Here is a 12889-nt window from a genome sequence, read left to right on the forward strand (position 1 = left end):
CGGCGTGTAACCCGCATGATCCACCTGCTCCACCCTGAGTGACGTGTCGTGACAGTTCCCTACCTAGGACCGTGTGGCGACCCCAGGTGTGACACTGCCCGGACCTGCGGGTGTCACGGACCGGCCGTGTGACCTGTCTTGCTCTGCATGCACTCCCCCATGCCGAGAACGCCGGTCGTCGAACCGTCGCAGGACGACTACGCGGTCACCGCGGAGTTCTACGACGTGCTCCAGGCCGAACGGGACGAGGCCCGGGTCCGGGCGCTGTACGGCAGCGACACGGCGGGCGCCCGGGTCGGTGTGCTCGACGTCGGTGCCGGCACCGGGCGCATCACGCTGATGAGCCTGGACGAGTCCCGGGTGGGCGTCCACGCGGTCGAGCCCTCGCGGGCGATGCGCGTCCGCTGATGACCCGGATCGCGATGCCGCCGCGGGACCTGCGGGAGCGGGTCACCGTGCATCCGCACTCCCTCGCGGAGGCCGGCCTGCACGCGGTGTCGGACGTGGCGATCTGCCAGAACACCGGCGCCTGTCTCGCCCCTGACGAACGGCGGGCCCTGTGGCCCGCGCTCGCCCGGGCGCTGGTGCCCGGCGGCTCGCTGTTCGTCGAACTTGTGGGCTCGGCGATCCACCAGATGCTGCCGCGGAAGGTGAGTAGCTTTTCGGCCCACCGGCACCTGGCGCGGGAAACCGCGCGGAGAACGCTCCCTGGGGGCCCAACTCGAAGGGGGCGCCCCGATGGGTCGGGCTGGGTGAAGCGGCCGAGGGCGGGGTCGTAGTAGCGGTGCCCCATCTTGTACAGGCCGGTCGGGTCGGCGTAGGCGAAGGTCAGGCCGGCTGACCCAACAGTCCCGATCTGAGCAGGCAGAGGGCTGCCGGGCAGACGCCCGGCAGCCGGCACCCCTCCGCACACCGGACGGCTGCAGATCGAAGGGAACCAGCAGGGCGTGACGTACCAGACCGGTGAGACCGGCAATGACGGCTGGCAGCGGCTGATTGCCGCACGCGAGATGTATACGCAGTCGGCCGGCGTCCACTACGACGAAGTCCTCGACCAGGTCGCCCAGCGGGCCCACAGCGAAGGCAGCATCAGCAAAGCCGACATCGGGGCGCTGCTGCTATGGAAACGCCTGCGCGCCGACACCCGCTGGGCCTCCGCGCTGATGGCCACCGCAGACGCCGAGGTACGGCGGGCGACCGCAGCCGCCATGACTGCCGTGCTCGACGCCTCCGTCAGCCTCAGCGAGGCCGCCCGGGCGAGACGCGGCGCGCTGGCCGGCCTTCCCGGCTACACCCGCGGCGACGCCCTGTCCTCCACCGTCCTCACCGCGGCCGCGCCCCATCGCATGGCCGTCTACGACCGACGCGCCCACGCCTCACTCCGCTCACTGGGCATACCGCTCACCGACGCTCCAGCCCGCTACATCGCCGCCCTCGACCACCTCCTGGCCCACGCCCCCTCCCCCGCCCACGCCTGGACACCCCGGGACCTCGACATCGCCCTCTACTGCCTGCCATCCAACTCGGCCGGCACGGACAGCGCGTAGGGTAGGTGGCGAAATCCCTGGTCAAGGTCATGCTGTGCCGTGGCCCGGTATGCATGACGCGTCATCTACCGCGAAGGCACTTGCACTCGTACGTATGGGCGAGCGCACTGGTTCGACGCCCCGATGACTCCTGTGCATACTGATCGCTTATGGGGGAGTTGGGCATCGCACTCATCGCAGCCGGTTCCGCTCTCGCGGGGAGCGCGCTCACCGGTTGGTTCACGATCTCAGCCGGCCGACGGCAGCAGCAGCGCGCTACGCCGGGGACGAACAGGCACGAGCCGTGATCGACACGGTGAACCGCACTCTGGACGAGCAGCGCGCAGCACGCGTCCAAGACGCCCGCAGGCGGGTCTACTCAGACTTCCTTACGGCGTTCGACCACGCTCGCGTACTCCGCGGGAGCGTGATCCATACGTCCGCTGAGCAGGTGGAGGCCACGCTCAAGATTCGATGGCGCGGGACAGCTGTCCTTTGACAGGCGGTCTTAACCGATGGACAGGTGAGTTTGACCGCCGGCTCAAGGAGACAGCTCGCCTGCGGGATCGGCGTCAGCGGTCCCTGCGAGCATACGGATCATGAAACGATCCGACGATCACATGGCAGGGCTGGACGACATCGACTGGGCAGCCCTGGGGCACTCCTACGGCAGCGCCGAGCACGTGCCCGGCCAGCTCCGGACGGTGTGCGGGCTGGACGAGGAGGCGCGGGAGCGCATACAGCTGCGCGACCTGGAACGCACACAGCACTGGATCGCCGACGAGGAACGACACGAGCAAGAACGCCAACGGAGTGCCCAGGACCGGCCGATGCCGCCCGACTGGCTGCTCGAGCAGGGCCTCAATCGAGGCAGCCCGCCCGTCCAGCTCCACTGCGGCGACTGCTGGAACGAGGGCAAGCGCACCCGCGGTATCCGCCAGATCTGGGTGCGTCTGCCTGACGGCGAGCTGACCGAGATCCCGTGGGTCCACCGCGACCACGTCCACCAGTCGTTCAACGACCACACCTGGCAGCACATCCGCACCCACGCCCGCCACAACAACCACGACGACAGCCAGCAGCATGAGGCCGGGCTGGCCGACGGCCTCGACCAGCTCATGCGCCGCGCCCACAGCGGTCACGCCACCACCACCGAACGAGCCCTCCTCGCGCGCGCCACCACGCTGCCGGTTCCCGCCGCACGGCAAGCCCGATACGGCACCGGCCCCATCGGGGAGTCGGCGCAGCATAGCGAGAACGACAGCATCGACGAGCTCGACGACCTCCCCGAGGACGACACCCGCCCCGCCGCGGCCGCCGGATTCGGGCTCTACGACGCACACGAGGAAGCCGACAAGTGGTGAACAGCCGCCCCCACCCCGCAGCGCACCAAACCGTCCAGAGCACCCGCCGACGCAGGCAGCGGCAACACGGCCGAACCATCCCGGCCCCTGGCCACCTGGCAGGGCTGGCACCGCTTCGCCACCGCCGAGCCGCCCCGCCCTCAGCCAGCTCGCCACCCAGGTCCGCACCCTGACGATCCTCGGCCGCCACCAGCACACCACCGCACGGCCCTCCCTCATCGTCACCGGTCCCGCCGCAGCCGGGAAAACCACCGCACTCCTCCACGTCGGCCGCGCCTGCCACCTCGCCCACACCCGCAAGAACCCCTCAAAAGCAGGGAGCCATAGACAGCGGCAGCCCCGCCAACCACACCGATCAGCCCGATCACGGCATCTGTCATGGCCAAGAAGATGGCCGGTGGCACCCGCCTGAAGAACGCATACAACGCTGAGGCCGCCCACCGCATGCCGACCAAGCCGATCAGCGCGCTGAGCACCGACTACCCGAACGCCGGCATCGACACCAGTGCGTTCAGCAGCGGCGTCACCGCCTCGGCGCTGATCACGTACAGAGTGTCCTACGGCGGGGTGAACTACGTGGGCGCGTGCCAGACCCGGCAGGGCGCGTACCCATACTCCAACCAGATGGCGCTGCCGTCGTACTCGCTGGCCAAGACGATGTTCGCCGGCATCGTACTGATGCGGCTGACGCAGGTCTACGGCTCATGCGTACCGTCGCAGCTGATCCGCGACTGGGTCAGCGAGGCGAACACCTCCGCCTGGAGCGGCGTCACATTTCAGGACACCGCGAACATGCCCACCGGCAACTACTCCTCCAGCGCCTTCGAGTCCGACGAGTCCGGCAGCGGCATGACGGCGTTCTTCGACGCCGAGGCGCACGGGCGAAGATGACCCGCCGCGCTGGCCCGGGCGATGCAGAACTACCTGGTGTCCAAGGCCAGTGCCGACAGCGACATCTACCGCTGGATCCGCGACCAGGTGCTGGTCCCGCTGCACCTGAGCGCTGAGAGCCGCTTGCGCACAAGGCCCGCGGTACCAGCACCAAGTGCCGCTACCGCGGGCCTTGGGGCCTGCACAGAGCCGAATGAGCGGCGCGACCCAGCTACCAGCCGGCCTTGACCGCGTTGTAGGCCGTACGACAGTCGGCGTTGGTGGCGTCCGCGGCCAGCTTCTCCGTGGAGTCGCGCCAGACCATCTTGGCCACCCTCTCCATCTCCCGGGTCTCGGCCGGGACGTTGGGGGCGTACTTCTTGATCGTCGCCAACGCGGACCTGGCGAACTTGTTGCACACTGGTCCGGCGGCGTTCCGGTAGCGGCTGTCCAGGTCCGTCGCGACCGCCTGGCCATTCTGGGTCGCCCAGGTGTTCCAGGCCGCGCACGCCACCTCGGTGAACACTGCCTGGTCGGCCTCGCTCAGCCCCAACACCTGGCCCATCATGGTGTTCTTGGCCTTGTCCGGGACCGTGAAGTCCACGACGGGGAACTTGTCGAGTGTTTCGAGCAGCGCTTCCTGACACGCGGGCGGCAGCGGAGCGGCCTGTGCGGTGGAGGGGACGGTCAGCGTGGAGACGCAGACCAGGGCCGCTGTGAGGACGGCGCGCCGGGCGGTACGCGAGAGAGACATGGGGCGGTGCTCCTTGCACTGGTGAACGGGTCGTTCCGGGCACCGATCCAGCGCCCGACGGCTACAGAACGATCACGGCCTGCCCAGGTCACGGGCGTATCGGCGGGACAGGGGGCGCACACGGAGTCGACGGCCGTCCGTGCGACGGACGGAGTCCGCCGAGCGGCTCCGGGGCAGCCGGGCGGTCAGGCGGGTCCCACCCTTTCCGGCGCCGGGCCGGACTCCGCCGGGGACCGGTGATCGCCAGGGCCCTCAGTCGCTCCAGCGCCGCGGGGCGCCGGAAGCGGTGGCTTCCTGCGCCGCACGAGCGCGTTCCGGGTACGTCGGCGGAAGACCAGGAATCCCGCCGCCGACGCACCGGCGAGCCAGAGGCACTGGGTCAGGAGCGCCCGGCCGCCCGACGCGTCGGAGAAGGCGGCGGACATGCTGGCCTGAACCGCCCCGTACGTCGGGAGGAAGCGCACGACGGCACTGTCGGACCCGGAGCTGGAGAGGGGATTCTGCAGGGCAACGTCGAGGACGCTGATCATCAGGATGGCGAACATGCCCTCGACCTCGCGCCGGAGTACCGACCCGAAGACCACCCCGAGCGCGCCGTAGGTGAGGGCGGCGCCGAACAGCGCGGCGGTGAGCAGCAGGGGCTGTCGCGGCGTCCAGGCGAACCCGGCGACGGCGGTGGCGTACACGGAGATCGCGACGCAGACCAGCGTGAGCGCGGACAGCTTGGCGAGGACGAGATGGAACCGGGGGTAGCCCGCCATCGCCAGCCGGCGGTCGAAGGCTCCCCCGGTGAACGTGGCCGCGAACATCATGAACCCTGCGATGAGGGTGACGGCGTTCAGCGCGCCGGTGATCTGAGTGAGGTGGTTGCCGGGCGGGGAGAGCACCTCGCCGGTCGCCCGGAGCCGGAAAGGGGCGGGCTGATCGGGGATGGTCACATAGGCGAGGGCGATCCACACCGGGATGTACACGACCACCAGTAGCATCGCGAACCGGTTGCGGGCGTGTCCGATCAGCGCGTAGCGCGATGCCGTGACGAACAGGAACAGGTGCCGCCTCACGCCGCGGCCTCCGTAGGCCGTTCCTGGATGTGCAGGCGCCCGCCCTCCAGGCGCCAGAGCTGGTCCAGCCGGTCGATGTCGTACGCGAGGTGCGAGACGACCAGCACCGAACTCCCGGCGTCGCGCAGCCTGGTCGCCAGTTCCCAGAAGCGCAGGTAGGTCTCCCAGTCGAAGCCCTGGTAGGGCTCGTCCAGCAGGAGTACGTCCGGGTCGTGCATGAGGGCCAGGGTCAGGTTGAGCTTCTGCCGCGAGCCGCCGCTGAGCCGACCCGCGCGCTGGTCGAGGTACTCGGTGAAGGCCAGTGTCTCCATCACCTCCTCGGCCCGTTCAAGCCCGGTGAGGCCGAACGCGCTCCTGAAGAAGTCGAGATGCTGGCGGACGGTGAAGGAGTCGTCCAGCACCACGGTCTGCGGGCAGTAGCCGAACCTGCCGCTATGGTGCACGGCCCCCCGGTCCGGCCGGAGTTCACCGGAGAGGATCTTCAGCAGGGTCGTCTTGCCCGCACCGTTCTCGCCGACGATCCCGGCCAGGGTGCCGGGCCTCAGCCGGAGGCCGACGCCCCGCAGGACGGCGTGCTGCCGGTAGGAATGGTGCACATCGTGGACGTCCATCGCTTCGCTCCGTCGTACCTGGCCAGCGGTCCGCGGAACCGGTCCGCGCGTGCCCAACGAGTCGGCCGGGCAAGGGAAACGGCAGCCGGGAGAGCGGCCCCCTGCGGCGTCAACGTGGTGCCCGCCCGTCACGCGTGCGGCGGGAAGCCTGCCCGAAACCGCCTCGGTTGCCGTGGCGGCCGCTACCGTGACCGGGCTCCCGGAGCGGTCGTACCCAATTGACGTGAAAGGCCGGTCAGCCATGCGGAGAACGTGCGTGATCGGAGCCGGCCCGTCCGGCCTGGCCGCGAGCAGAGTCCTCGCCTCGCGCGGCATCCCGTTCGACTGCTACGAGGCGGGCTCGGGCATCGGGGGACTCTGGCGCTACGGCAACGACAACGGCATGTCTGGGGTGTACGCGTCGCTGCACGCGAACATCTCCAAGGAGAGCATGTCCTTCTCCTCACTGCCGATGCCGGAGGCCTACCCGGTCTTCCCGCACCACACCCAGGTCCTCGCCTACCTGGAGAGCTATGCGGAGACCTTCGGACTGCACGGTCACGTCGGGCTGCGTGCGGAGGTGACCTCCGTGCGCCCTCTGGAGGGCGGCGGCTGGGAGGTCACCCGCCGCAGCCAAGGAGCGGCGGAGGCGGAGACCGATCGGTACACCGAGGTGGTGGTGGCCAACGGGCACCACTGGGACCCGCGTCTTCCGGACCCCGCCGTGCCCGGGGCCGGGGTGTTCGAGGGCACCGCCGTCCACGCGCACGCCTACCGCTCCCCCGAGCCGTACGCCGGGCGGCGGGTGCTCGTCGTCGGGATGGGCAACTCCGGGTGCGAGATCGCAGCGGAGATCTCCCGTTCGGCGGCGCGGACTTTCCTCTCCGCCCGCGCCGTGGCGCACGTGTTCCCGAAGATGCTGCTCGGGCGGCCCGCGGACCACTGGGCGGTGAGCAGGGCGGCCGCTCTGCCCCGCTTCCTCAAGGACCCGGCGATGGCACTCCTGCTGCGGCTGGCCCGTGGGGCCCCCGCGCTCTACGGGCTCCCCGAACCGGTGCGGCGGCCTCTCGCCGCCCACCCCTCCACGTCGGACGAGCTCCTCGTCCAGCTGGCCCGGGGCGCGGTCACCGTCAAGCCCGGCATCCGCTCCTTCGGCAGGGACTCGGCGTCCTTCACGGACGGCAGCCGCGAGACCGTGGACGCCGTGGTGTACGCCACCGGGTACTCGCTGTCCTTCCCCTTCCTGGACCCCGCCGTCTTCGCCGCGCCGGACGGCCGCACCGAGCTGTATCTGCGCACGGTGCCGCCCCGGCTTCCCGGGCTCTTCTTCATGGGGCTCGCACAACCGGCGGGAGCAGCCTTCCCGTTGCTCGAACCGCAGGCCGAATGGATCGCCGACCTGATCGAAGGGGAGGTCCTTCTGCCGACGCCCGCGGAGATGACCCGGTCGATCGCCCGTGCCCGGGAAAGGCATGACAAGGTCTACGCGCCGACCTACCGGCACGGGATCGAGATCGACATCTGCGCCTACCGGCGGGCCCTTCGTCAGGAGCTCCGCGCGGGCAGGCGCCGAGCGCGCCGGGCAGCCGCTCGCCGCCTCGACGCGCCTCGTCCCGCTCCGGTGTCCGACACAGTGTGACCAGCCCTCCCGCGCCGGTAGGGGGCGGGGCCGGTCACGTACGGGCACGGGGCGGCAAGGGCCCGCGCCCCGGGCCCGTACACCCGTTCATCCCCGCTGCACGCTCTCCTCCAGCTCTCGCACGGCCTGTTCCCACAGCTCCGGCAGCAGCTCGCCCAGCGGCAGGGCGCGGTCCGCGACGAAGGACACCTCCGCCCAGTCACCGAAGAACGACAGCCCCACTCCGCAGAGGTGTCCCGGCACGAGGAGCGGCAGCAGGGCCGTCCCCGTCACCCGGGTCTCCCCCAGGTTCCCCTTTTCGGCGAGCGGCATGGACGTGGCCATGATGTTGGTGACGCGGGGGGACAGCATCCTGCGCAGGTACCACGCGGTGGGACGGTCCGGCATGTAGCGGACCAGGTCCTGAACAGCCTGTCGCCAGGTGTCGCCCCGCAGCTTCCGGGTCACCGCCATGACCTGGTCCAGCCGTCGCAGCGGCGCCTCCTCGTCCCGGGAGCCGTCCGGGCGGCCCCGGGTGGGGCCCACCGGCAGGTCGACCGGAAGCGCGAAGCAGCGGTTGCCCCAGGTCTGCTCCTCCTCGGCCCGCCGCGCGTCGACGGGCAGCACGGCCGTCACCCGGGGCAGTGGCACACCGGAGCGGGCCGCCCACACCGACAACGCCCCGGCCAGCGCGGCGAGATGCGCGTCGTGGGCCGAGCCACCGCGCCCGGCGCCGATCAGCCGCAGGGTGTCCACGGGGACGCGCCCCCGCCACAGCCGCCGCTCACCGGTAGGGGCGAAGGCCGGGGCCGGGCGGTGACCACGCACGGCGAAGGTGCGCGCCAGGAACCTCGTGGCCAGCGCGACGGCCGCACCGAACCGCCGGGGCACGCCGACCACGCCGCTCCCGCCCGGCAGCGGACGCGCTGATGGCTCCCCGTCGCCCAGCATTGCACGGAACGTCATGGCGGCGGCCGAGCCGTCCTGGCAGGCGTGGAGGAAGCGGTAGCAGAGGGCGTACGCGTCAGGTTCGTGGCCGTGGATCAGCCAGACCCCCCAGTAGGCGCCGGGCGCGAACGGGGCGTTGAGCGCGCTGTGCAGGGCGATGTCCCAATCAGCGGGTCCGTCGGCCACCACCTCGAACACATGACGGTCGACGGGGAATTCCTCGGACGGCTGCCACCCGGGCCGCCTGCCTCCCGTCACCCGGCTGGTGAGCAGCGGCAGTTCACCGAGCCGGAACGCCACGTACGCGCGCAGATCGGCCAGGCTCGGGGGCGGACCGCTGAGATACGCGACGCCGCCCGCGTCCCAGCGGACCTCGGGGCGGCGGCGCTCCAGGTCGAGGAACGCGCGGTCGACCGCGTGGGTGGGATGACGGGGCGGGGGGACGGAACGCTTCGACCGGCCGGACCCCGTAGAGGGGTCCGCCGGCGCGGTGGGCGGGGCGGACACGGTGGACTGCTCGGAATCGGGCATGCGGGTGCGGGCTCCCGTTCGGGCCGAGGCGGTCGCGATGACCACCGGTGGTGGGACAGAGGTACGGCAGCGCGCGAAGGGCGGGGACTCCGGCGGCCGGGCGCCCCGTCCACCCGAGCCGGTCGCGCTGCCGGGACCGGCGGCTCACCAGGATGACCGGCGACCGGGACAGCGTCGGCCGGCTGCGGCGGCCCGTCCCGTCTCCGCGGGCGGATACCGGACGGTTCCGCGACGGTCGCCGCCCACCCGCTATCCGCACCTCGCGGCCTCGTTTTCCCGTGCCGCGGCGGGGTCCCGGTACCCGGCGAGCGCGGCCGTGTCCCGGGCCGCGGCCCGCGAGGGCGTCATCCTGGGGTACCGCGACGAGTTCCCCCGAAAGAGGGACCGGACCGAGCGGCGTGCGGCGACGGCACGGACGGTCGAGCGACATCCTCCGTTCGGGTGGCCAGGGCGGATCGATGGGTGTGTTCCGTCCGCCGTCTGCCATTGTGTGGAAGGCGCCGGAGATCACCGGGGTTCGAAGGCCTGGTGAGCGCACTCCGGGACGGGCGTCGGGAGAGCCGGGGCAGCGGCAGCACGGATCGGCGGGACGATCCGGACCGTGCGCGGCGCGATCGCCGACGACGACCCGCGCCGCGGGACGGTCGACGCCGTGCCGCTCGTTTCCGCTTCCGGTCCGCCGCACCGCCGGTGCTCCGCCTCCGCACGCCCCGCACGGCGGGGGACCGCCCTTCTCACCGCTCTGGGAGCCACGCTCGTGCACGTCGCACTCACCGGCGCCACCGGATTCCTCGGACTGCACCTGTTACGTCGTCTGCTCGACACGCACGCGTGCGTGACGGTCCTGGCGCACGCCGGTTCGGGCGACGCGCTGCACCGCATCACCCGTTCCCTCGAACTGACGGGTGCGCCGAGCGCGTTCCTCGCACGACTGCCGGAGCGGCTGAGGGTGGTGGAGACCGATCTGGCCTTGCCCCGGCTGGGCCTGTCCGCACGGGCGTTCCAGGAGCTGGCCGACAGCCTCGGCGCGATCTGGCACAGCGCGGGAAGCATCCATCTGGAGGGGGACCTTCCCGAGCTGCGACGGACCAATGTCGAAGGCACCCGCCACGTCCTGGAATTGGCGGCCGCCGGGCGCGCGGAACCGGTGGTGCGCCATGTGAGCACCGCTTTCGTGGCCGGCGCGCGGCGCACCGGGGTGGCGTACGAGGACGAACTGGACGACGGCGCCGGTTTCGAGAACGCCTACGAACAGTCCAAGTACGAGGCGGAGCTGCTGGTTCACGCCTGGTCCCGCGAGCACGGGCGACCGGCCTTGGTGCTGCGGCCGAGCATCCTCGTCACGGACGTGCCCTCGCACCCGGAGCTGCCTTCGCACCCACTGCAGGTCATCGAGCGCATCCTGCGCGACGCGCGACGCGCCACCGTCCCCGCACCACCGACCGCCACGAGCCCTCCCACCGGGGCTCCGGGTGGTCCTTCCCGCGGCGCTCCCGGGTCCCCGGGCCCCGGGGGCCGGCCCCGGGTACGGACGGTGGGGCACCCGCACGGGCGGCTGAACCTGCTACCGGTGGAGCACGCGGCCGACGTCATGGTCCGCCTGTCCGAACTGCCGTCCTCACACGGGGTCGACACGTACCACGTCGTCCATGACCGCGATGTCCCCGTGCCCACCCTCGTCGCCCTGCTGGAACGGCTCGTCCCCCTCTCGATCGACCTGGTCGACGCCAAGCCGGAGGACCCGTCGGCGTTGGAGACCCTGATCGACTTCTACCCGGGCATCACGGCCTACCTCACCCACCGGCGGCGGTTCGACGACACCCGGGTGAGGACCCTGCTCGGTCCGGCAGCGGTCTGCGCTCCCGTCGGTCTCGATCGGCTGTGGTCCGGACTGGCCCCCCGGAGCGGGGCGCTCCCCCCGCCCCCGGACACCCCACCCGCGCCCACACCGTGCGCCTGAGCGTCCCGTACGTCGCAGCCGGCGTACGTCCGACCAGCAGCAACCGTCCCGTCCCGTTGGAGCTTCCGTGTCCGTTCTCGCCGCTCCCCGCGCCCACGCCACGCGCCCGCCGGTCTTCTCCCCCGAGGGCATCGCCGACCGTGTCCGGCTGATCCGGGAACCCGTGCACGTCGTCAGCGCGCCGGACGGCCGGGAGCTGGGCCTCGCCACCGGGGCACCGCCCGCCGGTCCGGTGCTCGGCACGCTGCCGCCGCTGTACCCCGAGTGGCTCGGCGGCCGGACCTTCTGCGAGGCGCACGGCGTCCGCTTCCCCTATGTGGCGGGGGAGATGGCGAACGGCATCGCGACCACCGCCATGGTCGCGGCGATGGCGCGGGCGGAGATGATCGGCTTCTTCGGTGCGGGCGGCCTGCCCCTCCCGGAGGTGGAGCGGGCTGTGCACTCCCTGGCGCAAGAGCTGGAGTCCCGCACGAACTGGGGAGTCAACCTCATCCACTCACCGGCCGAACCGGAGCTGGAGTGGCGGGTCGCGGAGCTTCTGCTGCGCTGCGGTGTCCCCCGGATCTCGGTGTCGGCGTTCATGGAGCTGACCCCTGCGGTCGTCCTGTGCTCGGCGCAGGGCCTGCGCCGGGGTGCGGACGGCGGCGTCGTCCGGCGTACGCGGCTGCTCGCGAAGCTCTCCCGTCCCGAGGTGGCCGAGAGGTTCCTCTCCCCCGCCCCGCCCGCTCTGCTGGACCTTCTTGTCGCGCGGGGCAGCCTGACCCGCGAGGAGGCGGCCCTGGCGGCCCTGGTGCCGGTGGCCGAGGACATCACCGTCGAGGCGGACAGCGGCGGGCACACCGACAACCGGCCGTTGTCGGTCCTGCTGCCGCGGATCGCCGCCCTGCGCGACACGGTCCGCCGGCGGTTCGGGTACCGGCGGCCGGTCCGCCTCGGCGCGGCCGGGGGCCTCGGCACCCCGGACGCGGTGGCCGCCGCCTTCGCTCTCGGCGCGTCCTACGTCGTCACCGGTTCGGTGAACCAGACGGCGGTCGAGGCCGGTCTGTCCGACGAGGCCAAGGCGATGCTGTGCGACGCGGACGTCGCCGACGTCGCCATGGCGCCGTCGGCCGACATGTTCGAGCTGGGCGTGAAGCTGCAAGTGCTGTCGCGGGGCACGATGTTCGCCCGGCGCGCCGGCCGCCTGTACACGGCCTACCGTGACCACGGCTCGCTGGAGGAGATCCCGCCCGCGCTGCGTACCGCCATCGAACGCGACGTACTGGGCGCCCCGTTCGAGGAGGTCTGGCAGCGCACGCGTGCCTTCTGGGAGGAGCGCGATCCGGCGGAAACCGTCCGTGCGGAGGCCGACCCCCGGCACCGCATGGCCCTGGTGTTCCGCTGGTACCTGGGCAGTTCCAGCCGGTGGGCGATCACCGGGGAGAGCGCGCGGCGGGCCGACTACCAGATCTGGTGCGGGCCGGCGATGGGCGCGTTCAACCGGTGGGCGGCCGGCACCTTCCTGGCGCAACCGCCCCACCGGTCCGTGACGCAGATCGCCCTCAACCTGCTGGAAGGGGCCGCGACACTCACCCGAGCCCATCAACTGCGCACGTACGGCGTTCCGTTGACTTCCGAGGCGTTCACCTACACGCCGCGTGAGCTGGCATGAGCAGTCCCACCGCCGC

General features: G+C 71.7%; 11 protein-coding genes and 1 pseudogene. 7 read left to right on the plus strand and 5 right to left on the minus strand.

Features of this window, described 5'->3' with window-relative positions; all coding sequences use genetic code 11:
* The first annotated feature begins 159 nt into the window (after positions 1-159).
* Positions 160-408 carry a class I SAM-dependent methyltransferase gene (locus tag ACGH52_RS00690; RefSeq protein WP_399936720.1) on the plus strand — a complete coding sequence of 83 codons (249 nt, stop codon included), beginning with the start codon at positions 160-162 and terminating at the stop codon, positions 406-408.
* 322 nt (positions 409-730) lie between these two features.
* Here ACGH52_RS00690 and ACGH52_RS00695 read toward each other — a convergent pair.
* Positions 731-823: pseudogene (locus ACGH52_RS00695) on the minus strand (RHS repeat-associated core domain-containing protein); the annotation flags it as partial.
* 124 nt (positions 824-947) lie between these two features.
* Here ACGH52_RS00695 and ACGH52_RS00700 point away from each other — a divergent pair.
* The 3 genes from ACGH52_RS00700 to ACGH52_RS00710 all read left to right on the plus strand — a co-directional run bounded on the left by ACGH52_RS00700 (position 948) and on the right by ACGH52_RS00710 (position 3781).
* Positions 948-1547 (plus strand): hypothetical protein, encoded by a 600-nt coding sequence (locus ACGH52_RS00700; protein ID WP_399936722.1) that lies wholly within the window; start codon positions 948-950, stop codon positions 1545-1547.
* 578 nt (positions 1548-2125) lie between these two features.
* Positions 2126-2890 (plus strand): hypothetical protein, encoded by a 765-nt coding sequence (locus ACGH52_RS00705; RefSeq protein ID WP_399936724.1) that lies wholly within the window; start codon positions 2126-2128, stop codon positions 2888-2890.
* Between the two features lie 378 nt (positions 2891-3268).
* A complete protein-coding gene (locus tag ACGH52_RS00710) occupies positions 3269-3781 on the plus strand; it encodes a hypothetical protein (RefSeq protein WP_399936726.1) in 513 nt (170 codons plus the stop codon).
* Positions 3782-3992: 211 nt separating this feature from the next.
* On the opposite strand, the gene ACGH52_RS00715 is transcribed toward ACGH52_RS00710, so the two are convergent.
* The 3 genes from ACGH52_RS00715 to ACGH52_RS00725 all read right to left on the minus strand — a co-directional run bounded on the left by ACGH52_RS00715 (position 3993) and on the right by ACGH52_RS00725 (position 6186).
* The gene (locus ACGH52_RS00715; protein ID WP_121701712.1) at positions 3993-4514 is read right to left on the minus strand and encodes a hypothetical protein; all 522 of its coding nucleotides are present in this window, start codon (positions 4512-4514) and stop codon (positions 3993-3995) included.
* Positions 4515-4699: 185 nt separating this feature from the next.
* Positions 4700-5575, minus strand: a complete 876-nt coding sequence (locus ACGH52_RS00720) for an ABC transporter permease (protein ID WP_399936728.1) — start codon at positions 5573-5575, stop codon at positions 4700-4702.
* A complete protein-coding gene (locus ACGH52_RS00725) occupies positions 5572-6186 on the minus strand; it encodes an ABC transporter ATP-binding protein (RefSeq protein ID WP_399936730.1) in 615 nt (204 codons plus the stop codon). Before ACGH52_RS00725 ends, ACGH52_RS00720 begins: the two co-directional genes overlap by 4 nt.
* A 256-nt stretch (positions 6187-6442) precedes the next feature.
* Between ACGH52_RS00725 and ACGH52_RS00730 the strand changes: the two genes are divergently transcribed.
* Positions 6443-7804, plus strand: coding sequence for a flavin-containing monooxygenase (locus ACGH52_RS00730; protein WP_399936732.1), 1362 nt, complete (start codon positions 6443-6445; stop codon positions 7802-7804).
* Between the two features lie 87 nt (positions 7805-7891).
* Here ACGH52_RS00730 and ACGH52_RS00735 read toward each other — a convergent pair whose 3' ends face one another.
* The gene (locus ACGH52_RS00735) at positions 7892-9238 is read right to left on the minus strand and encodes a hypothetical protein (protein ID WP_399946586.1); all 1347 of its coding nucleotides are present in this window, start codon (positions 9236-9238) and stop codon (positions 7892-7894) included.
* 781 nt (positions 9239-10019) lie between these two features.
* Between ACGH52_RS00735 and ACGH52_RS00740 the strand changes: the two genes are divergently transcribed.
* Together ACGH52_RS00740 and ACGH52_RS00745 are read left to right on the plus strand one after the other, a co-directional pair.
* A complete protein-coding gene (locus tag ACGH52_RS00740; protein ID WP_399936734.1) occupies positions 10020-11222 on the plus strand; it encodes an SDR family oxidoreductase in 1203 nt (400 codons plus the stop codon).
* A gap of 67 nt (positions 11223-11289) precedes the next feature.
* Entirely contained in the window at positions 11290-12873 is a 1584-nt protein-coding gene (locus ACGH52_RS00745; RefSeq protein WP_399936736.1) for a PfaD family polyunsaturated fatty acid/polyketide biosynthesis protein, read from the plus strand.
* Positions 12874-12889: the final 16 nt, after the last annotated feature.

Source organism: Streptomyces sp. BBFR25 (genome assembly GCF_044590125.1).
In the GTDB taxonomy this organism is placed as follows: Bacteria; Actinomycetota; Actinomycetes; order Streptomycetales; family Streptomycetaceae; genus Streptomyces; species Streptomyces canus_D.